The sequence below is a fragment of the Streptomyces sp. NBC_00846 genome (genome assembly GCF_045207325.1).
Taxonomy (GTDB): domain Bacteria; phylum Actinomycetota; class Actinomycetes; order Streptomycetales; family Streptomycetaceae; genus Streptomyces.
In genome coordinates this window covers 1,495,709-1,518,448 of record NZ_CP108846.1, presented here as the reverse complement: position 1 = coordinate 1,518,448, position 22,740 = coordinate 1,495,709, and the positions used below count along the sequence as shown (strand labels likewise).

The window sequence follows — 22,740 nt, the reverse complement described above, 5'->3', positions numbered from 1 at the left end:
CACTACGACAGCCATGGCTGAGGCTCAGAACATTCCGGCGGGGTCCACCACCACCGGGTCTATCGCGGTGGCCGCCGAGTCGACCGTCGCCACGCGCATGAGCGCGCCCCCGTCCTTCGACGTCGCGGACTTCCCGGTCCCGCACGGCCGCGAGGAGGAGTGGCGGTTCACGCCGCTGGAGCGGTTGCGCGGGCTGCACGACGGCACGGCCGTCGCCACCGGTGGCGGTGTGAAGGTCGCGATCGAGGCCCCCGAGGGCGTCACGATCGAGACCGTCGGCCGTGACGACGCCCGGCTCGGTAAGGCCGGCATCCCGGTGGACCGCGTCGCTGCCCAGGCGTACACGTCCTTCGAGCAGGCGTCCGTCGTCACGGTCGCCAAGGAGGCCGTGCTCACCGAGCCGATCCGGATCGCGGTGCACGGCGAGGGCGGCGTGGCCTACGGCCACCAGGTCATCGAGCTGGGTGCCTTCGCCGAGGCCGTCGTCGTCATCGACCACACCGGTGACGCGGTGCTCGCCGCCAACGTGGACTACGTCCTCGGTGACGGCGCGAAGCTCACCGTCGTCTCCGTGCAGGACTGGGACGAGACCGCCGTCCACGTCGGCCAGCACAACGCGCTGATCGGCCGAGACGCCTCGTTCAAGTCGATTGTCGTCACCTTCGGCGGTGACCTCGTCCGTCTCCACCCGCGCGTCAGCTACGCGGGCACCGGCGGCGAAGCCGAGCTCTTCGGTCTGTACTTCACCGACAAGGGCCAGCACCAGGAGCACCGCCTCCTGGTCGTCCACAACACCCCGCACTGCAAGTCCAACGCCGCCTACAAGGGCGCGCTCCAGGGCGACGGCGCACACGCGGTGTGGATCGGTGACGTTCTCATCCAGGCCAGTGCCGAGGGCACCGACACCTACGAGATGAACCGCAACCTCGTCCTCACGGACGGTGCGCGGGTCGACTCCGTGCCGAACCTGGAGATCGAGACCGGCGAGATCGTCGGCGCCGGTCACGCCTCCGCGACCGGCCGCTTCGACGACGAGCAGCTCTTCTACCTGATGTCCCGCGGCATCCCGGCCGAGGAGGCCCGCCGGCTCGTCGTGCGCGGCTTCTTCGCCGAGCTGGTCCAGCAGATCGGCCTGCCGGACGTCGAGGCGCGGCTGCTCGACAAGATCGAGACCGAGCTGAAGGCTTCCGTCTGATGGCCTTCGTCAAAGCCTGTGCGCTGAGTGAGCTGGAGGACGACACCCCGAAGCGGGTGGAGCTCGACGGCACGCCGGTGTCCATCGTCCGCACCGAGGGCGAGGTGTTCGCGATCAACGACATCTGCTCGCACGCGAACGTCTCACTGTCCGAGGGAGAGGTGGAGGACTGCCAGATCGAGTGCTGGCTGCACGGCTCCAGCTTCGACCTCCGCACCGGCAAGCCGTCCGGCCTTCCCGCGACGCGCCCCGTCCCCGTATACCCCGTCAAGATCGAAGGGGACGATGTGCTCGTCTCCGTCACCCAGGAGTCCTGAGTCACCCATGGCAACGCTTGAAATCCGCGACCTGCACGTCTCCGTCGAGGCCGACAACGCCACGAAGGAGATCCTCAAGGGCGTCGACCTGATCGTGAAGCAGGGCGAGACCCACGCCATCATGGGCCCCAACGGGTCCGGCAAGTCGACCCTCGCGTACTCCCTCGCAGGTCACCCCAAGTACACGATCACCAGCGGCACGGTGACCCTGGACGGCGAGAACGTCCTGGAGATGACCGTCGACGAGCGCGCCCGCGCCGGTCTGTTCCTGGCGATGCAGTACCCGGTCGAGATCCCCGGTGTCTCGGTCTCCAACTTCCTCCGTACCTCCGCCACCGCCGTCCGCGGCGAGGCACCCAAGCTGCGTACCTGGGTGAAGGAGGTCAAGGAGACGATGGCCGACCTCCACATGGACCCGGCGTTCGCCGAGCGCAACGTCAACGAGGGCTTCTCCGGCGGTGAGAAGAAGCGCCACGAGATCCTCCAGCTGGAGCTCCTGAAGCCGAAGGTCGCGATCCTCGACGAGACCGACTCCGGTCTGGACGTCGACGCCCTGCGCATCGTCTCCGAGGGCGTCAACCGGGTCCGCGAGACCGGCGAGGTCGGCACCCTGCTGATCACGCACTACACGCGGATCCTCCGCTACATCAAGCCCGACTTCGTGCACGTCTTCGCCAACGGCCGCATCGCCGAGTCCGGCGGCGCCGAACTCGCCGACAAGCTGGAGAACGAGGGCTACGAGGCATATGTGAAGGGTGGCGCTTCCGCGTGACACAGCTGCCGGGCCTCCTCGACACCGAGGCGATCCGCAAGGACTTCCCCCTCCTGGACCGCACGGTCCACGACGGGAAGAAGGTCGTCTACCTGGACAGCGCGGCGACGTCGCAGAAGCCGCGCCAGGTCCTCGATGCCCTCAACGAGTACTACGAGCGGCACAACGCCAACGTGCACCGCGGCGTGTACACGATCGCGGAGGAGGCCACGGCGCTGTACGAAGGCGCCCGTGACAAGATCGCCGCGTTCATCAACGCGCCCAGCCGCAACGAGGTGATCTTCACCAAGAACGCCTCCGAGTCGCTCAACCTCGTGGCCAACATGCTCGGCTGGGCCGATGAGCCCTACCGGGTGGACCACGAGACCGAGATCGTCACCACGGAGATGGAGCACCACTCCAACATCGTGCCGTGGCAGCTGCTCTCGCAGCGCACCGGCGCGAAGCTGAAGTGGTTCGGCATCACCGACGACGGCCGCCTCGACCTGTCCAACATCGACGAGATCATCACGGAGAAGACGAAGATCGTCACCTTCACCCTGGTCTCCAACATCATGGGCACGATCAACCCGGTCGAGAAGATCATCCGCCGCGCCCAGCAGGTCGGCGCGCTGGTCTGCATCGACGCCTCGCAGGCCGCCCCGCACATGGTGCTCGACGTGCAGGCGCTGCAGGCCGACTTCGTGGCCTTCACCGGCCACAAGATGGTCGGCCCGACAGGCATCGGCGTGCTCTGGGGACGGCAGGAACTCCTGGAGGACCTGCCGCCGTTCCTCGGTGGCGGCGAGATGATCGAGACCGTGTCGATGCACTCGTCGACGTACGCCCCCGCGCCGCACAAGTTCGAGGCCGGTACGCCCCCGATCGCCCAGGCCGTCGGCCTCGGCGCGGCCGTGGACTACCTGTCGGCGATCGGCATGGAGAAGATCTACCAGCACGAGCACGCGATCACCCAGTACGCGGTGAAGCGTCTCCTGGAGGTCCCGGATCTCAGGATCATCGGTCCTGCGACGGCCGAGGACCGCGGCGCCACGATCTCCTTCACGCTCGGTGACATCCACCCGCACGACGTGGGCCAGGTGCTCGACGAGCAGGGCATCGCCGTCCGGGTCGGACACCACTGCGCACGGCCGGTCTGCCTGCGGTTCGGAATTCCTGCGACGACGCGAGCGTCGTTCTATCTGTACTCCACGCCCGCCGAGGTCGACGCCCTGGTGGACGGGCTGGAACACGTACGGAACTTTTTCGGTTAATACGCAGAGCGGCTGAGGGTTGACTGGTGAAGCTTGATTCCATGTACCAGGAAGTGATCCTGGACCACTACAAGCACCCCCACGGGCGTGGCCTGCGGGACGGCGACGCCGAGGTGCACCACGTCAACCCGACGTGCGGCGACGAGATCACTCTCCGGGTGAAGTACGACGGCGAGACCATCGTCGATGTGTCGTACGAGGGTCAGGGCTGCTCCATCAGCCAGGCCAGCGCATCCGTGCTCAACGACCTGCTGGTCGGCAAGGAACTGGGCGAGGCGCAGAAGATCCAGGAGACCTTCCTGGAGCTGATGCAGTCGAAGGGCCAGCTGGAGCCGGACGACGCGATGGAAGAGGTACTGGAGGACGCGGTCGCGTTCGCCGGTGTCTCGAAGTACCCGGCCCGGGTCAAGTGCGCGCTATTGAGCTGGATGGCGTGGAAGGACGCGACGGCGAAAGCGCTGTCCGAAGGGAAGACGGCATGAGCGACAACACGGTGACATCCAACGAGGAGCTCACGACCAAGCCGGCCTCCGAGGAGGAGGTCCGCGAGGCCCTGTACGACGTCGTCGACCCCGAACTGGGCATCGACGTCGTCAACCTGGGCCTGATCTACGGCATCCACATCGATGACGCCAACATCGCCACCCTCGACATGACCCTGACGTCCGCGGCCTGCCCGCTGACCGATGTCATCGAGGACCAGGCGAAGTCCGCGACCGACGGCATCGTCAACGAGCTGCGGATCAACTGGGTCTGGATGCCGCCGTGGGGCCCGGACAAGATCACGGACGACGGGCGCGAGCAGCTGCGCGCGCTCGGCTTCAACGTCTGAGGCATCACCGACGAACGGCCCCCGGCTTCTGCCGGGGGCCGTTCGTCGTTGTTCGGCCGCCGTACGCATGACGGCCGGTTCCTGGGCGGCCGACGACAACCCGGACACGTAGGCCCTGCCGTGGCTCGACGAGAGAGACGCGCGTCACATTCCGTGGGGTCACATCTGCTGGGCCGTTTCCGTCAGAGAGGTGTAACCGCCAACAACGGCAAAGGAGTGCACCATGGAAGCTCGCTTGAACCTCTTCGCCAACCCGGTCGCGGCCGGGGCGCTGAAGCACCTCGTCGCGGCGGGCAAGGTGATCGGGGAATCGTCGCTGCCGGCCACGACGCGGGAGCTGGTGCTGCTCCGTGCCAGTCAGATCAATGGCTGCGGCTTCTGCGTCGACATGCACAGCAAGGACGCCGCACACGCCGGGGAGACGTCGCTGCGCCTCAACCTGGTCGCGGCGTGGCGGGAGGCCAAGGTGTTCACCGATGCCGAGCGCGCTGCCCTGGAGCTTGCGGAGCAGGGCACCCGCATCGCCGACGGGGCCGGTGGTGTCGGTGACGAGGTGTGGGCGAATGCCGCCAAGCATTATGACGAGGAGCAGCTCGGCGCGCTGGTGTCGCTCATCGCCCTCATCAACGCCTTCAACCGCGTGAACGTCATCGTCCAGCAGCCCGCCGGCGACTACCAGCCCGGCCAGTTCGGATAGCCGGGGAGAGCCGGGACCGCCGATTCGGTCCGGTACCGGAGCGGCAGACGCCCCGGGCGCCATGCGGTGGAGCCCGGGGCGTCGTGCTGAACCGCCCGGCGGTCCGGCTGATCAGTACTGGGTGCCGTACGGGGGCGGCGGCGGGGTGCCCGCCGCCTCGGCCAGGGCCGGGCCCAGGTTCTCCGTACGGATGCGCCGGTCGACGTAGAGGAGTCCGGTCACCAGCGGCGGGAACGTCGTCGAGACGAGCTGTCCGATCAGCTGCCCGAGCGCCATGATCACCAGATAGCCGCTCATGGCGAAGAGGATCGAGGCCGGATTCGGGTCGTCGGCCAGGGTCGAGCCGCCGATGACACCGGAGAACATGCCGAGGAACGAGAACGGGATCTGGATGATGTAGCTCGCCACGCCCGCCATGAGCAGGGCCAGCAGAGTGATCCCGAAGACCCGCCACCAGTCGCCGCGCACCAGCTGCGACGAGCGGCGCAGTCCCGCCACCGGGCCCTGCCCCTCGAAGACCACGGCCGAGGGGGCCAGACAGAACTTCACCCAGAGCCAGGCCGCCAGGGGCGCGGTGGCCAGGGCACCCAGGAAGCCGAGCGAGGCCCACAGCGCGGTGCCGGACCCCTGCGAGAGAGTGATGGCGCCGATCATGACCGTGACGAAGCCGATCACCGCGAGCACCATCGGGATCATCGCGATCAGCGTGGACAGGACCACCGTTGCGATCACCGCCGGCACACGGGCCCAGGCCCGGCGCCAGATCACGCCGAAGGTGGTCGGCCTGCCCAGGACCGCCTCCTGCAGGATCGCGGGAACGGTCGCGTACATCATGGCCGTACTGACCATGAACACGATCATCGCGACCAGCCAGACGACGCCGAAGCCGATCCCCAGCGGCACCACGTCCGCCGACGCCGGATCCTCCTCGGCGCTGAGCGAGACGACGTGGCGCAGATGGTCACTGATCTGGGAGTAAGCGATCAGGGCAGCCGCCCCCACGATCACCAGCGCCCCGCCGTACACGGCCACGCCTATGCCGAACAGTTGCTTCCAGTAGCGCCCCATCGCGCTGAAGGCGCCGCCGAGTATGTCCCCGAGCTTCAGGGGCGCCAGCGGTATCACCCCCGGCTTCGGCGGTGGCATCCAGCCGCCGCCCCATCCCGATGGCCCCGGGGGCCCTCCGTACGGTGCTCCGCCGCCCCACCCTGCGTCCTGCGCCACTCTGCCGCTCCGTTGTGTGTCGTCGTCCAGTGTGCCGGTCGGGACACCGTAGCGCCCCGGATGGCGCAAAACCGCCGTACCGTGGCGCGAGCGGCGATGCGTACACTCGTACACATGGGTTATGGACTGCTTGCCGCGGCGATCGCGGCCGAGGTGGCCGGTACGACGGCCATGAAGTACAGCGAGGGCTTCACCCGGCTCTGGCCCTCGCTGATCACCGTCGCGGGCTATCTCATCGCCTTCGCCCTGCTCGCCCAGACGCTGAAGACGCTGTCGATGGGCACCGCCTATGCCATCTGGGCCGGGATCGGCACCGCCGCGATCGCCGCCATCGGCATCCTCTTCATGGGAGAGTCCGGCAACCTCGTCAAGCTGGCCGGCATAGCGCTGGTCATCGCCGGAGTGGTGGTGCTGAACCTGGGAGGGGCGCACTGATGACACGTCGTTACGACCCCGAGCGGCGCGGCCGCATCATCGACGCCGCGATCCGGGTGGTCGGTGCCAAGGGCATCGCGGGACTCAGCCACCGCTCCGTCGCGGCCGAGGCCGATGTGCCGCTCGGCTCGACGACGTATCACTTCGCCTCGCTGGACGAGCTGTTGATCGCGGCGCTGCGCCGGTCGAACGAGAACTTCGCCGGGGTCATGCGGGCGAGTGAGGCCCTGGCCGACCCGGCCGTCGACCTCGCCGGGGAACTGGCCGGGCTGCTGGGGGAGTACTTCTCCGGCGGGCGTGGGCGGGCCGAGTTGGAATACGAGCTGTACTGCGCCGCGCTCCGCAGGCCCGCGTTGCGGCCGGTCGCCGCCGAGTGGACCGACGGCATCGCCGAACTGCTGTCCCGGCGGACCGATCCGGCCACGGCGCGCGCGCTGATCGCGCTCATGGACGGGATCTGTCTGCAGGTGCTGCTCACCGGCGGCGAATACGACGAGGCGTACGCGCGGGAGATGCTGGGGCGCCTCGTCGGCTGACGGACCGGCGCCGCCCGGGCGTCATGCGTCGGGCCGGGCCGCTTCTCGGATCACCGTCAGGGCCGCCCGCACGCTCGCCTCGATATCCGTGATCGGGTACAGCGCCTCGCGGACCGTCCGGTTCCGGTCCACCACCAGCGTCAGCCGCTTCAGCCGGCTCGTCCCTGCCGCGCGGAACGTCGGCAGTCGCAGAGCCGCCGTCAACTCCAGCTCCGCGTCGGACAGCAGCGGGAAGCGCAGTCGCTCCGCGTCCGCGAACGCCCGCTGTTCGTCCGGGCGTTGGGTGGACACCCCGTGCACGGTGGCGCCCGCCGCCGTGAACTCGGCCAACTGGTCGCGATACGTGCAGGATTCGAGGGTGCAGCCGCTCGCGCCGGGGATCTGTGCCCACCCCGGCGGATAGGCGTCCCGGCGGGCGTAGGCGCCGGGGAAGCAGTACAGGACGGTGTACGGGGTGTCGGCGACCGGGTCGCGCAACGCGCCGTCGTAGTCCAGTAGTTGCAGCTCGGGCAGGCGCGTGTCCACCAGGGCGTGCACCCGGGCCGCCTCCTTCGATGCCTCGGCGGACGTCGCCGTCATCTCTCCGTCTCCCATCACCCAGCTGTCGCCCCAGTCCTGGAGCGCGATCAGTACGGGCAGCAGTGCGCGTCCGCGCCGGGTGAGCCGGTACTCGTACCGGGGTGGCCGGTCCTGGTACGGCTCCCGGGACAGCACTCCCGCGTCGACGAGCAGCCGCAGCCGCTCGGTCAGCACCTTGCGGGACACGCCCAGCTCCTCCTGGAGTGCGTCGAAGCGGTGCACCCCGCGCGCCGTGTCCCGCACGATCAGCAGGGTCCACCAGTCGCCGACGACATCGAGTGCCTGGGCGATCGCGCAGTCGGCGTCGGCCAGGCTGGTGCGCTGGGGCATGGGCTCCTCCGTCGGTCTGCCGCTGCCGTCTCTTACGTGATCGACCTGCAGTCAAGCATGATGACACAGTCCGTTCCCAAGGGGAACTTGCCTTGTTCGCCGTCGGCCTGCCGCTTGCCGCGCCGATCGCCGTCTGCCGGGGCGCGGGCGCGACCACCGGGCGAGACCGGTTGGCGACGACGGTGCCCCGCCGGTTAGGTTTCGTGTCATGACCGACACGACTCCTGCTCGCACCACCGGCGCCGTCGCCGCCGGCCTCGCCACCATCGCCGGCGACGGTTCCGTTCTCGACACCTGGTTCCCCGCCCCCGAGCTCACCGCCGAGCCGGGCCCGGCCGGAACCGAACGGCTCACCCCCGACCAGGCCGTCAACCTCATCGGCGACGGTGCCGGCAGGGCCATCGGTGTGGACGCCCGCCGCGGGGTCGAGGTCGTCGCCGTACGTACGGTCATCGCCTCGCTCGACGACAAGCCGCTCGACGCGCACGACGCGTACCTGCGCCTGCACCTCCTCTCGCACCGCCTCGTCCGGCCGCACGGCCAGAACCTGGACGGCCTCTTCGGCCTCCTCACCAACGTCGCCTGGACCTCGCTCGGCCCGGTCGCCGTGGACGACGTGGAGCGGGTGCGGCTGAACGCCCGCGCCGAGGGCCTGCACCTCCAGGTCACCTCGGTCGACAAGTTCCCCCGGATGACGGACTACGTCGCGCCGAAGGGCGTCCGGATCGCCGACGCCGACCGGGTCAGGCTCGGCGCGCACCTCGCCTCCGGCACCACCGTCATGCACGAGGGCTTCGTCAACTTCAACGCGGGCACCCTCGGCACGTCGATGGTCGAGGGCCGGATCTCCGCGGGTGTCGTCGTCGGCAACGGCTCCGACATCGGCGGCGGCGCCTCCACCATGGGCACCCTCTCCGGCGGCGGCAAGGAGCGCATCGTCATCGGCGAGCGCTGCCTGATCGGCGCCGAGGCCGGTGTCGGGATCGCGCTCGGCGACGAGTGCGTCGTCGAGGCCGGGCTCTACATCACGGCCGGCAGCCGTATCACGATGCCGGACGGGCAGATCATCAAGGCCCGCGAGCTCTCCGGCGCCTCGAACATCCTCTTCCGCCGCAACTCGGTCACCGGCGCCGTCGAGGCCCGTCCGAACAACGCGGTCTGGGGCGGTCTCAACGACATCCTGCACAGCCACAACTAGTGCCCCTCCCGGCAAGCTCTGCCCCGTCGCGCCGCCCAGCACGCACTCCCCCAAGGCCTTGAGGGCCAGGGGCCCCCTTCTGCGTTGGCCGAAAGCCCTGGTAGCTCCTTCCCCGAGCTCTCAACTTCGTTCGAGCAGGGGAGGCCCCATTCAAGGGCTTCCGGCCGCCTTGTGATCGCACGCACTGGACGACGCTCCTTCCGGGCGAACATTGCCGGTCGCGGCACTAGCGTGTAGCGGCGAGGAGTTCCTCGTACGCCCTCCGCAGCCCGTCGGTCGCCTCGCGCCCGGCGGGCTGCAGCGGTTCGCGGACCGGTCCGGCGCCGAGCAGCGCCTTGGCCGTGACCGTGCCGGGCAGCCCGGACGCCATCATCAGCTCGGCGAGCGGGACGGTCAGCCGGTTGAGCCGGGCGGCTTCGGCCGTGTCCCCGGCGTCGAAGGCGTCCAGCACCGCCCGCAGCTGCCGGGGTGCGGCATTGGCGACCGTGCTGACGTAGCCCGCCGCGCCGACCGCGTACAGCGGCAGGTTCAGTTCCTCGCAGCCCGAGTAGTAGGCCAGCGACGTCGCGCCGATCACCTTCGTCGAGCCGAGCAGGTCGTACGCGCAGTCCTTCACGGCCACGATGCGCGGGTGCTCCGCGAGCCGCAGCAGGGTATCCGGCTCGATGCGGGTGCCGGTGCGGCCGGGGATGTCGTACAGCATGAGCGGCAGGCCGGTGGCATCGGCGACGCGCCACAAGTGCGCCTCGACGGCGGCCTGCGGTGGTCTGCTGTAGTACGGAGTCACCACCAACAGGCCGTCCGCTCCCGCCTGTTCGGCCTGTCGGGCGAGGGCCATGGTGTGCCGGGTGTCCGCGCTGCCGACCCCGGCGACGATCGGCACACCGTCGCCGACCGCCGCCCGGACGGCCCGCAGCAGCGCGGTCTTCTCCGTGTCGGTGGTGGTCGGGGACTCGCCGGTGGTGCCACTGAGCACCAGACCGTCGCAGCCGTCGGCGACCAATGAGGCGGCGAGCTTCCCGGCGGCGTCCGGGTCCAGCGCTCCGGAGGCGGTGAACGGCGTGATCATGGCGCAGAGTGCGCGGCCGAAGGGGGCTACGGGTGCTGTCATTCCCGAAGTGTCGGCCGACCGGACTGTGAAGGTCCACTTAGTTCTGCTTGGGATGAAGGGGAAGAAACACTGAACAGTCGTGGGGAGGGGGGCCGCGCTCTGGCATGATCGAACACCTACGCGGCAGACCGACACCGGGGGCGGGTGCATGACTGTACGGGAACGGACAGGGGCGGAGAACGGAACCGGAGCCGGGAGACGGCGGCCGGTGGTGCCCGTGCTCATGGCCGGGATGCTGGGCCTGTCGCTCTCGGGTTGCGCCGGGTTTCTCGTGCCGGCGGGCGAGGGTGAGCCGGAGCCGGCACCGAGCTCTTCGTACCGGGTGCACGCCGACAAGCTGCCGTCCTCGTTTCCGAGCGTCCCCGCAGCGCTTCCCGACCGGCCGCCGCCTCCGCCGGCGCAGGGGCCCGGCCCGACACCCACCGGGAGTACCACCCGGGCCGACTGCCCGTCCTCCGGAGTCGTCGTCGGCATGGGCGAGATCGAGGCCGCGCTGGGCCACCGGGCCGTCGGCCTCACCCTCACCAACTGCGGCAGCAAGCCGTACCGCGTCTACGGCTATCCGTCGGTCCGGGCCCTGGACGAGGCCGGTGACCCGCTGCCGGTCCCGGTGAATCCGGGCTCCTCGTACATGGGGAACGACCCGGGGCCGAAGGAGGTCATGCTGAAGCCGGGAGGGACGATGCGCTCGCTCCTCGCCTGGGTCTCCACCCCGACCGGCGGTGACCTCATCGAGGGCGACGCGCTGGAGATCGCACCGGCCCCCGGCCTTCAGGCGCGCACCTTCCCGCTGAAGGGGAACGACGTACGGCTGCTCGACGAGCTGAACATGACCGCCTGGCGGGCCGGTTCCTCGCAGTAGTACCGCGGTGGCCTCGGACCGGAGGACGAGCTCGACGGGCAGGCCGGCGCGGGTGGTGAGGTCAGCGGCGCGCCAGGTAGAGGGAGAACGCCTTGTGGAGCACCTTGCTGATCGGGTAGTCCCACTCGCCGACGTACTCGGCTGCCCGCCCGCCGGTGCCGACCTTGAAGCGCAGCAGGCCCAGGAGATGGTTGCTCTCGTCCAGGGTGTCGGTGATGCCGCGCAGGTCGTAGACGGCCGCGCCCCTCGCGTGCGCGTCGCTCATCATGCGCCACTGGATCGCGTTGCTGGGCTGGACCTCGCGCTTGCGGCCGGTCGAGGCGCCGTAGGAGTACCAGACGTGGTTCCCCACGGTCAGCATCGTCGCCGCGGAGAGCGTCTCGCCGTCGTGGTGGGCCAGATAGAGCCGCATCCGGTCGGGGTCCTCGGCCCGCAGCGCGGTCCACATGCGCTGGAAGTAGCCGAGCGGGCGGGGAATGAAGCGGTCGCGCGCGGCCGTCTCGCGGTACAGCTCGTAGAAGGCCGGGAGGTCCTGGTAGTCGCCCTCGACGACCTTGACGCCCGCTTTCTCCGCCTTCTTGATGTTGCGCCGCCACTGCTGGTTCAGGTTGCCCAGGATCTCCTCCAGCGACCGCCCGGCGAACGGCACCTGGAAGACGTACCGGGGCTGCCCGGCGCTGAAACCGTCCTCGCCGCCCTCCTCGCCCTGCCGCCAGCCCAGTGCGCGCAGCTGTTCCACCAGCGCGGCGGCCTGCGGCTCCTCCGTGTCCGCCGCCACGTCGCGCAGCCGTCCGGCGGCCGGGTCCGCGATGGCGTCCTTGACCGTCCCGGCGTCCCAGCGGCGGGCGACCACCGGCGGGCCCATGCGCACCGAGAACGCGCCCTGCGCCTTCAGATGGGCCAGCATCGGTGCCAGCCACCGCTCCAGACCGGCGTCGTGCCAGTCGATGACGGGACCCTCCGGCAGATACGCCAGACAGCGCTTCAGCCGGGGGATCGGCCGGTAGAGGACGAGCCCGGCTCCGACGATCCGGTCCCGGCCGGCGGCGTCGCGGTCGAACCAGCCGATGCTCTCCGCTCGCCAGTCGGGCTTCACATCGCCCCACGACGGAACCTGCATATGGCTCACGGCGGGCCGGCTCGCGACGAACGCCAGATGCTCCTCGCGGGTGATCGCCCTGAGACGCGGTTCCATGCGGTACTCCGTTCGTTGTCCCGTCGGTGGGCCCGACGGTGTCACCAGAAGAGTGTTGTTGACCTCAAGCGCACTTGATCTACCAGTGTGGTCGGCAGCGGCGCGCCACGCGGGTGCACCGGTCAGGAGGACCCGTCATGAGCGTGCGATTCGAATCCCGTCCCGATCCTGCCCGTAACGACGTCGGACCGGTCAAGGCAAGCACCTGGGATGTCGGCACCCCCGAGCGGCAGCGGCGGACGACCGAGGCCATCCGTACCGCGTGGGAAAGCCGGGAGTGGCCGCATCCGGGGCTGCTCTCGTACACCGTCCATGTCGGTGAGGACGGGAAGACCTTGTTCCACTGCAGCCAGTGGAGTGGTGAGCAGGCGTACCAGGAGTTCTTCCGGCACGGCCGGGACGAGCGGAACGCGGACATCGACGCCGCCGTGCCGGGTATCCGGCGGCTCGGGCTGCACACCTTCGAGATGTTCCGCTCCGTGCCGCCGACGGAGGAAGACGGGCGGGAACCGGGGTGCGTCGTGATCGTCGACGTCGAGTTCGAGGGGCCGGACAAGGCGCGGCAGCGGGACTGGGTGGACACCGTGTTCGAAGCGCTGGGGACCGCCGCCCTCAACGGCTCCGGAATTTCGAGGGGGGACGATTGGGTCTACGCGCGTCAATCTCTTGTGTGGGCAGATCCGTTGTCAAGAACCTCCGGGTGGACGGAAGCCGTCCGTTTGGTGAACCGGGTGGCATGGTGCGAAATGCGTCTACGCTTGGGCCGCCCGACCCGTACGCGTCCCGTACGCCCCCGTACGTCCCGAGGAGAACCGCCTGATGTCCGCAGAGCGCCCCACCCTGCCGCCCGTAAGGCTGCGCACCGAGGCCGAGCTGGCACGGGACGCGCTCGCCGCGCCGCTGCTCGCCCGCGCCGTCCGGCTCGCCCGCTGGGCGGGCCCGGAGACCCGGGTCGGCGCCGGTGGCGAGCTCGTCGAAGAGCAGCTGCCCGCGGCGGCCGAGCACCTCGGCCGCCCGGCGGACGAGGACGGCGCGGCGGAGGCCAGCGAGGCGTGGCGGCTCGCGGTCGACACGGGACTGGTCGATGTCGAGGACCCGGGGGAGACCGACGCGGAGGACGCGGAGGGGACCGCCACCGCCGGTGAGAACCTGGCGCTGATCACCGGGGGTTCGCCGCAGGACGTCCTGTCGATCTGGCTCGACGGGCTGGAGGCCGTCCACGCCGATGCCACCGCGCCCTTCTTCGAGGACTTCGCCGACCTCGTCGGCGAGGACGGCACGGTGGACTTCGATTCCCTGGACTGGGATCCGGAGGCCGAGGCGGAATTCCTCGACGGGATCCTCGGCAATCTGTACCTGCTCACCGTCGGCGACGGCGGCGTGGACGCGGCGCCCGTACCGCTGCCCGCGCTCGCCGCGTCGATGCTGGTGCCGGACGACATGGGCGAGCCCACCGACGACATCCTGGAGCAGGTGTCCGAGGCGATGATGCGTCTCGACGACCAGTTCCGGGTCCTCGAACCCATGGGGATCGTCGAATACCGCCCGGTGGACGAGGCGTTGCTGGCCGAGGAGGGCGAGGACACCGCCGTCGCGGCCGACGACGAGGACGTCACCCGGTACGGCATGGTGAAGCTGACCCCCCTCGGCCTGTACGGCGTCCGGGCCCGGATGCTGGAGGCCGGGGTGGACGCCCCGGCGATCGGCGACCTCGCGGACAAGGGGGCCGACGCGCTCCTCGGCGGCATCGCGTACTACCCCGAGGCGGCGGCGCGCGGCGAGATCGAGCTGTGGCTCACCCGGCGCGGCGTGGACGGTGCCGCGGCCGAACTCCTGGCGGCGGCCCGCGGAACGGACCGGCAGGCGCCGCTGCGGCGGCTCAACTGCCAGCAGGCGCTCGCCCTGGTCGGCGCGGAGGCGGAGCCCGCGGTGCGCGCGGTGCTGGACGACGCCGAGCTGGGCGGCCTCGCCCGGGTCTGGCTCGCGGAGCTGGGCGCGGCGGACGTACCCGCGCCGCCCGAGTCGATGATCTTCTGGCTCGCCATCGACACGATCGCCGCCCAGCTGGAGGCCGACGGCGACCTGGACGAGCTCCAGGGCCTGGTCGAGGGCCTGGCGGGTCAGCACAGCGGCTTCTTCGGCGAGGCGTGGCGGGTGGACCACCCGGCGACGGCGGACGTCCTCGAAGCGATGGGGCGGCTGCACAGCGACAAGAAGAAGGCCAAGGAGGCCCGCAAGGCGGCGTTCAAGGCCCGGTCGCGCGCCTGAGCAGCACGCGACCGGGCGTGGCGACGGCCGGATGCGGGGATGGCCGGATGCGGGGATGGCCGGATGCGGGGATGGCCGGATGCGGAAGGCCGCATCCGGGTACGGCATCGCGTCCGGCCGCCGGTGCCGTATTCGGCCAACTGCGCAGCACTGAACATCGGCAGCGAACAGGAGCCGGAGTACAGCGAGTTCACCGGCGTCACGTTGACCGGACGCTACGGAGGGTCCTTCCAGTCGCCGGGTCGTCGACTCCGTCCTGCTGCGCGCCGATGAGCCCGGTGAGCTCCTCGATTTTCGGAGCAGCGCCGGCACTGCGGGCCGCCGACGCCGATCTGGTGCAGTTCGGTACGAACAGCGCACCGGGGGGTATCGCCGGCGCGAGTCCGTGCTGAAGGTCCTGGAGCGCTTCGGCGACCTCGGCGGCACCAACACCGCCGAGGCGGTGCGCCGCCACTACAAGAAGCACGACCGGGTACTGATCGTCACTGACGAGCGGGCGTCGTTCTCGTACGCCGCGGACGCGACCGCGGCCGTGCCGTCCGAGGTGCCCGTCTACATCTGGAACCTGGACGGATATCAGGTCGGGCACGCCCCGTCGGGAGGTGGGAACCGCCACACCTTCGGGGGGCTTTCGGACGCGGCGTTCCGCATGGTGCCGTGGCTGGAAGCGGGCCGGGACGCCCACTGGCCCTGGAATCGCTGATTACGAATCCGGCATCAGTGGGCCCCCAGGAGCGGACGGGCATGGCGCCGGGCGTTCCCAGGGCGCATACTCAAGGTAATGAAACAGTCAGCCGGATCCCGGCGTCACCTGCCTTCCAGTCCCTTCAACCGCCCGGCCCAGGCGGCCCCACCGGTCGAATTGTTCGATGTGGGCGACAGGGTGTCGCACGATCAGTTCGGACTCGGTCGAGTCCTTGCTGTCGAGGGCGACAACGACGCAGTACTCATCGACTTCTCGGGGCGACAGGGGAGGATCCTGAGCCCGTACTCCAAGCTGACCAAGCTCTGAGAGAGCCGGCGAGCACGCGCAGCGTCCGCGGTCCCGTCACGCTCTCCGGCTTCAGGGGCACCTGGCACTCGCAGGTGCCCCTGAAGCCGTACCGGAGGCTCCTCGCCGTCGCCGGAAGTCCTCGCGGCGTTACAGCGCCTGGGCGGCGGGCTTCACCATGCCGCGGACGGTGCGTGACTTCACGAAGTCGCCCATGGCCGTCATCTCCCACTCGCCGGAGAACTGCTTGATCAGCTTGGCCATCATCACGCCGGTCTGCGGCTCGGCGCCGGTCAGGTCGAAGCGGACCAGCTCCTCGCCGGTGGTGGCGTCGATCAGCCGGCAGTATGCCTTGGCGACCTCGGTGAACTTCTGGCCGGTGAACGAGTTGACCGTGAAGACCAGGCCGGTCGCCTCCGCCGGGATCCGGCCCAGGTCGACGACGATCACCTCGTCGTCCCCGGCGCCCTCGCCCGTGAGGTTGTCGCCGGAGTGCTTGATCGCGCCGTTCAGGATGGAGAGCTTGCCGAAGTAGCAGCTGTCCAAGTGGTTCCGGTTGGGGCCGTAGGCGATCACCGAGGCGTCGAGGTCGATGTCCTTGCCGCGGAACGCGGGCTCCCACCCGAGGCCCATCTTGACCTGGGAGAGCAGCGGCTGGCCGGCCTTGACCAGGGAGACCGTCTGGTTCTTCTGGAGGCTGACCCGGCCCTTGTCGAGGTTGATCTTGCCGGAGGCGGCGGGCGCAGGCGCGGCGGCGGGCGGGGCGGCGGGCGGGGCCGCCGGGGCCGCGGGCGCGGCGATCCGCGGGTCCACGGGCGGGGCGGTGGGCATCGGGGGCAGGACGGGCGCGGGCGCGGCGGCGGGCTCCTCCTCGACCGAGACGCCGAAGTCCGTGGCGATTCCGGCCAGTCCGTTCGCATAGCCCTGGCCGACCGCGCGGGCCTTCCAGACGCCGTTGCGGAGGTAGACCTCGATGACCACGAGCGCCGTCTCGGTGCCCAGCTGGGGTGGCGTGAACGTGGCGAGCACGCTGCTGTCGTCGGCGTTGCGCACGGTCGCGGTGGGTTCGATGCCCTGGAAGGACTGGCCCGCCGCGTCCGGGCTCGCCGTGACGACGATCTTCTCGATGCCGGGCGGGACCGCGGTGGTGTCCACCACGATCGCGTCCGGCGCGGTGCCGCCGCCGGAGCGGTACGTCACGCCGGGGCCGGCGGGCTGGTTGTAGAAGATGAAGTCGTCGTCGGAGCGCACTTTTCCGTCGGCGGTGAGCAGCAGGCCCGAAACGTCGAGCCGCACCGGGGCGGAGACGTCCACTGCCACGCGGGCGGCGGAGAGAGAGATGTTCGAGCCGGGGGTCATAGCGGTCATGCCCGGGGTAACGAACGACCCGGCTTTGCCGTTCCCTTACCTTCGCGGGCCTTCGCGGGCCTTCGCGGGTCTTCGCGGGCTTTCGCGGGCCTTCGGCCGTACGGGTCAGGAGCCCCTCCGCCAGCGATTGCGGGGGTGGCCGCGGGCCGTGCGCTCGTTGCCGTGCTTGTACGCCCCGGTCCATCGGGCCATCACGAGCTGCGCGTCCCCGTGAGCCACCTCGGCCAGGAACTTCTCCGCCCGGCCGCCGCGCAGCGTGCCCGCGGGGCGGCCGTGATGGGTGATGGTGACGCTCGCGTCGCCGTGCTGCTCGTACAGGAATCCGGAGGGTCTCGGCATGGCTCCGCATCCTGCCGTCCGCCGGGGCGCGCTGTCGCGTGGATTTCCGCGTTCCCGAGCCGCGGTTCCGAGCCGCGGGTTCCGAGCCGCGGGTTCAGCGCGGCCAGATCGGCGGGTTGGTGCAGAAGCGGCCGCCGAGGTGGGCGTGGACGGTCCGGGACGGTGCGCGCGGCACCGAGCTGGAATCCTGCGGCTGGTACGGCTTCGCACATCTGCACGCCCACGACAAGATCGCGGGCGTCGGCCTCGGGGACGCGGCGCAGTATCTGATGTCGCTCTGCTTCTGTCCGGCCTGCCGGACCGGATACGGCGAACACGGCCTGGACGCCGAAGAGCTGGCCGCGGCCGTACGGCGGGGCCTGGAACCGGCCTGGTCGGGTTCCGGTTCCCCGGAGGCCGGGTGGGCGGGCATCGAGAAGCTCCTCGGCGCCGGCCTCGCCGCCGCCACCCTCCGGTGGAGAGGCCAGGTCGCCCGCACGCTTCAGGAGGCCGCGGTCGCCGCGGTGCGGGCGGCGGCGGAGCCGGGCTTCCAGGTGCTGCTGCACGCCGACCCCGCCCCGTACCGCTGCGGTGCCAACGTCGGCGTGGACCCGGAGCACCTCCTGTCCGTGGCGGACGGTGCGGTGCTGCCGTGCACCGGCGGCGAAGCGGCGCGCGAGGCCGTGCTCGGCCCGTTCGCCGGGCGCGACGGCGTGCTCGCGGCCAACTTCACCGTGGTCACGGGCATGGGTGGCAGCCCGCCACGCTGGAGCGGGACGCCGCGCACGCGGCATCGCTCGGCGCGAACCAACTGCGCCTGTACCACGCCGGGCTGGCCTCCGGCCCGGACCTCGATGCCATCGCCGGAGCGCTGTCACGCCTCGGGCGATGAAGGAAGCGGGCCGGTGGGGGCGCCCGTCAGCCTCCCCCGCCGGCCCGTGACCAGCAGGGCCGCGGTCAGCAGCGCCGCCGCACCGACCAGCGGCAGCAGTACCCGGATGTCCACCAGCGCGATCAGCCCGGCACCGAGCGCCAGCGCCACCGCGTTCGGCACCATCATCAGCGTGTTCGCCGTCGCGACGGTGCGACCCAGCAGGGCGTCCGGGGTCTCCCGCTGCACCGCCGTCATCGCGGCGATCAGCACACACGGCAGCCCCATCCCGATGGCCGCGCTCCCCGCCAGCGCCACCGCGTCGTACGGCAGTGTCCGTGCCGCCACCGCCACCGCGAACAGCGCGATCCCCGCCGCCGTGAACACCCGCTCCGGCAGCCGCCGCAGCAACGGCCCGGCCAGCACCCCCACGGCGACGGACCCGGCGCCCTGCGCCGCGTACAGCACCCCCGCGTACGTGGGGGAGTGCCCGAGACCGTCGTCGACGAAGGCGTACACCGCCGCCCCGTTGAGCCCCGCGCACAGCATCGTCACCGATCCCGCCAGCACGAGCGGCCGCAGCACCGGAGACCGCCACACCTGGCGTGCACCCGCGGCGAGTTCGCCCCGGCGTCCGACCGGAGCGGTCACGACCGGCTCCCGCACCGGCAGCAACGCGTAGACCCCGGCCGCCAGCGCGAACGACACCGCGTCCAGCAGCGCCACCGCGCTGCCCCCGAACCGGCCGTACAGTGCCGCGCCGGTCAGCGGCGCCAGCAGCTTCATGCCCTCGTTCGCCGTCATCCGCAGCCCGTTGAAATCACCCAGCAGCCGTGCGTCGACGGCCCCGGCGACCAGCGCCGACTCGGCCGCGTCCATCAGCACGGAACTCGTTCCGTACAGGACGAGCACGGCGAAGAGGATCCAGATCCGTCCCGCCGAGTCGACCACGACCAGCGAGGCCACCAGCCCCGCCATGACGAGATTCGACGCGACGAGGAGCGGCTTCCTGGGCAGGCGGTCGGCGATCGCCCCGAGCGCGGGCCCGACCAGCACCGGCAGCCACATAGCGAAGACGGCGAGCGCCGCCAGACTGTCCGAGCCGGTGAGCGACTTGACCCAGACCCCGGCCGCGAGCCACATCGCGGACGTCCCGAAACCGGAGACGACGACCGCCGCCAGGAACAGCCCCGCCGTACGGTCCCGCAGCACCCGCACCGTCGCCGACCCCGCCATCGCACCCACCACGACCCTTCCGACCCGCACGTTCGTCACAGGTTCAGGCTGGTGACTGAGTACGCCCGCCCGCATCGGGCGGATGCCCTACCGCGCACCCGGCCGCGCGTGCCGGCCCCGCACCGGGTGTACGGCACATGCCGGATGCCCGCGAAGTTGTTCGGTCAGAAGCTTTGACGAAACATTCCGGCCCCCTCCGGCTTCATCGCGTCGTACTTCGTGCGTCATATATGTCGTACTTCGTGCGTCATATATGAGGCGCGAGACGCGAGAGTCCTTCACTCATGACCTTGGCGACGCCCACCCCGATCTCACCCCTTGAGCGCCGCCTTCATCATCTTCTGGGCGATCGGCGCCGCCAGACCGTTGCCGCTGACCTCCGCGCGGGCCGCGCCCGAGTCCTCGACGACCACCGCCACCGCGACCTCCTTGCCGCTGGACCTGTCCTTCGCGTAGGAGGTGAACCAGGCGTACGGGGACTTGCTGTTGCCCACGCCGTTCTGCGCGGTCCCCGTCTTGCCGCCCACCTCGGCCCCCGCGATCCGGGCGTTGGTGCCGGTGCCCTGTTCGACGACGGTCACCATCGCGCTGCGCAGCTGCTCGGCGGTGGACTGCGAGACGACCCGCTTCATGTCCCCGTCCGCGAAGTCCTGCAACGTGTTGCCCTTGGCGTCCGTCACCCGGGACACCATGTGGGGTGCGGCCAGTTCGCCGCCGTTGGCGAGGGCGGCCGAGACCATGGCGATCTGCAGCGGCGTTGCGGTGACATCGAACTGGCCGATGCCCGACAGCGCCGTCTGCGCCTTGTCCATGCCGGACGGGTAGACGCTCTCGGAGGCCCGCACCGGCATGTCCAGCTTCGCGGTGTTGAAGCCGAACTTCTCCGCCATCGCCCTGACCTTGTCCTGGCCGAGGTCGACGGCGACCTTCCCGAAGACGTTGTTGCAGGAGTACTGGAGCGCGGTGCGCAGCGTGGCGTTCTCGCAGGGGGCCGAGGCGCTCTCGTTCTCCAGGTTCCTGCTGCTGCCGGGCAACGGGTACGGATTGGGGCTGTCCGTGGGCTCGTCGACGGAGCTGTACAGCCCGTCCTCCAGCGCCGCGGCCGCCACCACCAGCTTGAACGTCGAACCGGGTGCCAGCGGCTGCCGCAGCGCCCGGTTGACCAGCGGCTTGTCCGGGTCGTCGAGCAGCTTCTGCCAGGCGTCGCCGTCCGCCGTCCCGCTGATCTTCGACGGGTCGTACGAAGGCGTGGAGACCACGCCCAGCACCTGCCCGGTCTTCGGGTCGATCGCGACGGCCGCGCCCTTGTCGGTGCCGAGCGCCTCGTACGCCGCCTTCTGCACAGCCGGGTCGATCGTCGTCAGGACGTCGCCGGGGGCCGCCTGCTTGCCCGTCACCACGTCCATCGGGTTCTTCAGCCGGTCGTCGGTGCCGTCCAGCACCTGGCTGTAGATCCCTTCGAGCTGCGTGGCACCGTACGCCTGCGAGCTGTAGCCGGTGACGGCCGAGTAGAGATCGCCCTGCTTGTAGGTGCGCTTGTACGCGAGGTCGCCGCCCACCGTCCTCTTCGAGCCGGTGACCGGGTTCCCGGCCACGATGATGTCGCCGAGCGGCTGCGCGTACTGCGCGATGGTGTTCCGCCGGTTGTGTTCGTTGTCTGCGAGCGCCTGTGCCTGGTACGCCTGCACCCAGGTCGCCCGCACCAGCAGGGCGAGGACCAGCAGCAGACAGAAGACCGAGGCGTGCCTGATCGTTTTGTTCATCCCAGGGGAGGGACGAGCGGGGCACCGCGCGGCGTTCCCGGTTGTGCCGCTTCTCACCGATTCCTCATGATCGGCCGGGGTGACCGGGGGCGATGCCCCGGGTCACCCCGGCAGGGTGAACAGCAGCTCGTCGGTGTCCTCGCCGCGGGCGCGCGCGTACCCGTGGTCGCTTCCGGTGACGGCGAACCCGCACTTCTCCAGCACCCGGCGCGACCCGGTGTTGTCGGCCGCGGCCCGCGCGTGCAGCGGGCGGTCCGGTACGACGTCGAGCAGCGCCCGCAGCGCGGCCGTCGCGAGCCCGCGGCCCCAGTGCGCGCGGTCGATCCAGTAGGTGACCTGGCGGTCGTCCGGCCGCCCGTACGCCCCGGCGTTGCCGACCACCACACCGTCCGCGACCACCGTCCGCATCACGACCGAGCGGTCGGCCAGGACGCGCCGCCAGTAGGCGTCGAAGGCGTGCCGGTCGGTGGGGTCCTCGCTGGTGAAGGCGGCCGTCCTGACCGACTCCGGGTCGGACATGAACACGAAGAACGATGCCAGGTCGCCCTCCCGTACCTCGCGCAGGGAAATCCGCATGGTTCAGAGCCTCCGGGTGGCCAGCGTCAGGCGGTCCCGCGCGTCGAACAGCGCGTCCTTCACCAGCTGCTCGTGCGCGGGCGTGAGCCGGGCGACCGGCACCGAGCAGCTGATGGCGTCACGGGCCGGGGTGCGGTACGGGACGGCGACGCCGAAGCAGCGCAGCCCGAGGGTGTTCTCCTCGCGGTCCACCGCGTAACCCTGCTCGCGGACGAGGTGCAGCTCTTCGATGAGCTTCTCGCGGTCGGTGATGGTGTGCTCGGTCAGCGCGGGCAGCGTCCGAGGGAGCATCTTGCGGACCTGCTCGTCGCTGTGGGTGGCCAGCAGGGCCTTGCCGAGCGAGGTGGAATGGGCGGGCCGCCGGCGGCCGACGCGGGTGAAGGGGCGCAGATAGTGCTGGGACTGCCGGGTGGCGAGGTACACCACGTTCGTGCCGTCCAGGCGGGCCAGGTGGATGGTCTCCGTCGTGTCGTCGGCGAGCCGGTCCAGCGTCGGGCGGGCCGCCGCGACGACCTCGTCGCCGTCGATGTACGAGGTGCCGACGAGCAGGGCCCGTACGCCGATCCCGTACCGCGTGCCCGTCGCGTCGGTCTCCACCCAGCCCAGCTCCACCAGCGTGCGCAGCAGCATGTAGAGGCTGGACTTGGGATAGCCGACGGCCTCCTGCACCGCGGCGAGCGAGTGCATGCCGGGTCGCCCGGCGAAGTATTCGAGCAGTTCCACCGTCCGCACGGCGGACTTGACCTGCGCCCCACCAGACTCGGCAGCCGACATCGCCCAACGCCCCTTCCAGCCCACTTACGAAATCCTGCG

The 22,740-nt window shown here is 70.5% G+C and carries 23 protein-coding genes and 3 pseudogenes; 16 read left to right on the top strand and 10 right to left on the bottom strand.

The window, feature by feature from the left end:
• Positions 1 to 13: 13 nt before the first annotated feature.
• The 7 genes from sufD (at position 14) to OG936_RS07040 (ending at position 5,066) form a co-directional block, all read left to right on the top strand.
• Positions 14 to 1,195 (top strand): Fe-S cluster assembly protein SufD, encoded by a 1,182-nt coding sequence (sufD, locus tag OG936_RS07070; protein ID WP_406493292.1) that lies wholly within the window; start codon positions 14 to 16, stop codon positions 1,193 to 1,195.
• Positions 1,195 to 1,512: a bifunctional 3-phenylpropionate/cinnamic acid dioxygenase ferredoxin subunit gene (locus OG936_RS07065; RefSeq protein ID WP_406493290.1), complete on the top strand. Its 318-nt coding sequence runs from the start codon at positions 1,195 to 1,197 to the stop codon at positions 1,510 to 1,512. The genes sufD and OG936_RS07065 overlap by 1 nt, the downstream gene beginning before the upstream one ends.
• Before the next feature lie 7 nt (positions 1,513 to 1,519).
• Positions 1,520 to 2,284, top strand: coding sequence for a Fe-S cluster assembly ATPase SufC (gene sufC, locus OG936_RS07060; RefSeq protein WP_406493289.1), 765 nt, complete (start codon positions 1,520 to 1,522; stop codon positions 2,282 to 2,284).
• A complete protein-coding gene (locus OG936_RS07055; protein WP_266745510.1) occupies positions 2,281 to 3,537 on the top strand; it encodes a cysteine desulfurase in 1,257 nt (418 codons plus the stop codon). Before sufC ends, OG936_RS07055 begins: the two co-directional genes overlap by 4 nt.
• 26 nt (positions 3,538 to 3,563) lie before the next feature.
• Positions 3,564 to 4,019 carry a Fe-S cluster assembly sulfur transfer protein SufU gene (sufU, locus tag OG936_RS07050; protein WP_093899506.1) on the top strand — a complete coding sequence of 152 codons (456 nt, stop codon included), beginning with the start codon at positions 3,564 to 3,566 and terminating at the stop codon, positions 4,017 to 4,019.
• Positions 4,016 to 4,369: a metal-sulfur cluster assembly factor gene (locus OG936_RS07045; RefSeq protein ID WP_371665221.1), complete on the top strand. Its 354-nt coding sequence runs from the start codon at positions 4,016 to 4,018 to the stop codon at positions 4,367 to 4,369. The genes sufU and OG936_RS07045 overlap by 4 nt, the downstream gene beginning before the upstream one ends.
• A 223-nt stretch (positions 4,370 to 4,592) precedes the next feature.
• On the top strand, positions 4,593 to 5,066 hold the full coding sequence (locus tag OG936_RS07040; protein ID WP_406493286.1) for a carboxymuconolactone decarboxylase family protein: 474 nt from the start codon (positions 4,593 to 4,595) through the stop codon (positions 5,064 to 5,066).
• Between the two features lie 111 nt (positions 5,067 to 5,177).
• Here OG936_RS07040 and OG936_RS07035 read toward each other — a convergent pair whose 3' ends face one another.
• On the bottom strand, positions 5,178 to 6,212 hold the full coding sequence (locus OG936_RS07035; protein WP_406493284.1) for a hypothetical protein: 1,035 nt from the start codon (positions 6,210 to 6,212) through the stop codon (positions 5,178 to 5,180).
• A 192-nt stretch (positions 6,213 to 6,404) separates the two neighbouring features.
• Between OG936_RS07035 and OG936_RS07030 the strand changes: the two genes are divergently transcribed.
• The gene (locus tag OG936_RS07030) at positions 6,405 to 6,725 is read left to right on the top strand and encodes a multidrug efflux SMR transporter (RefSeq protein WP_266745506.1); all 321 of its coding nucleotides are present in this window, start codon (positions 6,405 to 6,407) and stop codon (positions 6,723 to 6,725) included.
• Positions 6,725 to 7,261, top strand: coding sequence for a TetR/AcrR family transcriptional regulator (locus OG936_RS07025; protein WP_406493283.1), 537 nt, complete (start codon positions 6,725 to 6,727; stop codon positions 7,259 to 7,261). The genes OG936_RS07030 and OG936_RS07025 overlap by 1 nt, the downstream gene beginning before the upstream one ends.
• A 21-nt stretch (positions 7,262 to 7,282) precedes the next feature.
• Here the strand turns inward: OG936_RS07025 and OG936_RS07020 are convergent, their stop codons facing one another.
• A complete protein-coding gene (locus OG936_RS07020) occupies positions 7,283 to 8,170 on the bottom strand; it encodes a winged helix-turn-helix transcriptional regulator (protein WP_406493282.1) in 888 nt (295 codons plus the stop codon).
• A gap of 208 nt (positions 8,171 to 8,378) precedes the next feature.
• Here OG936_RS07020 and dapD point away from each other — a divergent pair, with 208 nt between their 5' ends.
• The gene (gene dapD / locus OG936_RS07015; RefSeq protein WP_406493281.1) at positions 8,379 to 9,368 is read left to right on the top strand and encodes a 2,3,4,5-tetrahydropyridine-2,6-dicarboxylate N-succinyltransferase; all 990 of its coding nucleotides are present in this window, start codon (positions 8,379 to 8,381) and stop codon (positions 9,366 to 9,368) included.
• A gap of 226 nt (positions 9,369 to 9,594) precedes the next feature.
• On the opposite strand, the gene dapA is transcribed toward dapD, so the two are convergent.
• Positions 9,595 to 10,479 carry a 4-hydroxy-tetrahydrodipicolinate synthase gene (dapA, locus tag OG936_RS07010; protein WP_406493279.1) on the bottom strand — a complete coding sequence of 295 codons (885 nt, stop codon included), beginning with the start codon at positions 10,477 to 10,479 and terminating at the stop codon, positions 9,595 to 9,597.
• Positions 10,480 to 10,696: 217 nt separating this feature from the next.
• Between dapA and OG936_RS07005 the strand changes: the two genes are divergently transcribed.
• Complete coding sequence (locus tag OG936_RS07005) at positions 10,697 to 11,341, top strand: DUF4232 domain-containing protein (RefSeq protein WP_406500343.1); 645 nt, start codon at positions 10,697 to 10,699, stop codon at positions 11,339 to 11,341.
• Between the two features lie 61 nt (positions 11,342 to 11,402).
• On the opposite strand, the gene OG936_RS07000 is transcribed toward OG936_RS07005, so the two are convergent.
• The gene (locus tag OG936_RS07000) at positions 11,403 to 12,536 is read right to left on the bottom strand and encodes a lipid II:glycine glycyltransferase FemX (RefSeq protein ID WP_406493278.1); all 1,134 of its coding nucleotides are present in this window, start codon (positions 12,534 to 12,536) and stop codon (positions 11,403 to 11,405) included.
• Between the two features lie 137 nt (positions 12,537 to 12,673).
• Between OG936_RS07000 and OG936_RS06995 the strand changes: the two are divergent.
• The 4 genes and pseudogenes from OG936_RS06995 to OG936_RS06980 form a co-directional block, all read left to right on the top strand.
• A pseudogene (locus OG936_RS06995) lies at positions 12,674 to 13,138 on the top strand (antibiotic biosynthesis monooxygenase); the annotation flags it as partial.
• Positions 13,139 to 13,355: 217 nt separating this feature from the next.
• Positions 13,356 to 14,804 (top strand): hypothetical protein, encoded by a 1,449-nt coding sequence (locus OG936_RS06990; protein WP_406493277.1) that lies wholly within the window; start codon positions 13,356 to 13,358, stop codon positions 14,802 to 14,804.
• Positions 14,805 to 15,085: 281 nt separating this feature from the next.
• Positions 15,086 to 15,507: pseudogene (locus OG936_RS06985) on the top strand (TROVE domain-containing protein); the annotation flags it as partial.
• Positions 15,508 to 15,585: 78 nt separating this feature from the next.
• Positions 15,586 to 15,816, top strand: coding sequence for a hypothetical protein (locus OG936_RS06980; RefSeq protein WP_037711258.1), 231 nt, complete (start codon positions 15,586 to 15,588; stop codon positions 15,814 to 15,816).
• Between the two features lie 129 nt (positions 15,817 to 15,945).
• On the opposite strand, the gene OG936_RS06975 is transcribed toward OG936_RS06980, so the two are convergent.
• Both OG936_RS06975 and OG936_RS06970 read right to left on the bottom strand, forming a co-directional pair.
• Positions 15,946 to 17,163 carry a TerD family protein gene (locus OG936_RS06975; protein WP_406493275.1) on the bottom strand — a complete coding sequence of 406 codons (1,218 nt, stop codon included), beginning with the start codon at positions 17,161 to 17,163 and terminating at the stop codon, positions 15,946 to 15,948.
• 105 nt (positions 17,164 to 17,268) lie between these two features.
• Positions 17,269 to 17,502: a hypothetical protein gene (locus OG936_RS06970; RefSeq protein ID WP_406493273.1), complete on the bottom strand. Its 234-nt coding sequence runs from the start codon at positions 17,500 to 17,502 to the stop codon at positions 17,269 to 17,271.
• A gap of 155 nt (positions 17,503 to 17,657) precedes the next feature.
• On the opposite strand from OG936_RS06970, the pseudogene OG936_RS06965 reads away from it, so the two are divergent.
• Positions 17,658 to 18,373, top strand: a pseudogene (locus OG936_RS06965) (hypothetical protein); the annotation flags it as partial.
• On the opposite strand, the gene OG936_RS06960 reads toward OG936_RS06965, so the two are convergent.
• The 4 genes from OG936_RS06960 to OG936_RS06945 form a co-directional block, all read right to left on the bottom strand.
• Positions 18,356 to 19,588, bottom strand: a complete 1,233-nt coding sequence (locus tag OG936_RS06960) for an MFS transporter (RefSeq protein ID WP_406500342.1) — start codon at positions 19,586 to 19,588, stop codon at positions 18,356 to 18,358. The pseudogene OG936_RS06965 and the gene OG936_RS06960 sit on opposite strands and share 18 nt — an antisense overlap.
• A gap of 311 nt (positions 19,589 to 19,899) precedes the next feature.
• Positions 19,900 to 21,351, bottom strand: a complete 1,452-nt coding sequence (locus OG936_RS06955; protein ID WP_406493272.1) for a penicillin-binding transpeptidase domain-containing protein — start codon at positions 21,349 to 21,351, stop codon at positions 19,900 to 19,902.
• Between the two features lie 102 nt (positions 21,352 to 21,453).
• Positions 21,454 to 21,927, bottom strand: coding sequence for a GNAT family N-acetyltransferase (locus OG936_RS06950; RefSeq protein ID WP_406493271.1), 474 nt, complete (start codon positions 21,925 to 21,927; stop codon positions 21,454 to 21,456).
• A gap of 3 nt (positions 21,928 to 21,930) precedes the next feature.
• Positions 21,931 to 22,701 carry an IclR family transcriptional regulator gene (locus OG936_RS06945; RefSeq protein ID WP_406493269.1) on the bottom strand — a complete coding sequence of 257 codons (771 nt, stop codon included), beginning with the start codon at positions 22,699 to 22,701 and terminating at the stop codon, positions 21,931 to 21,933.
• Positions 22,702 to 22,740 lie beyond the last annotated feature (39 nt).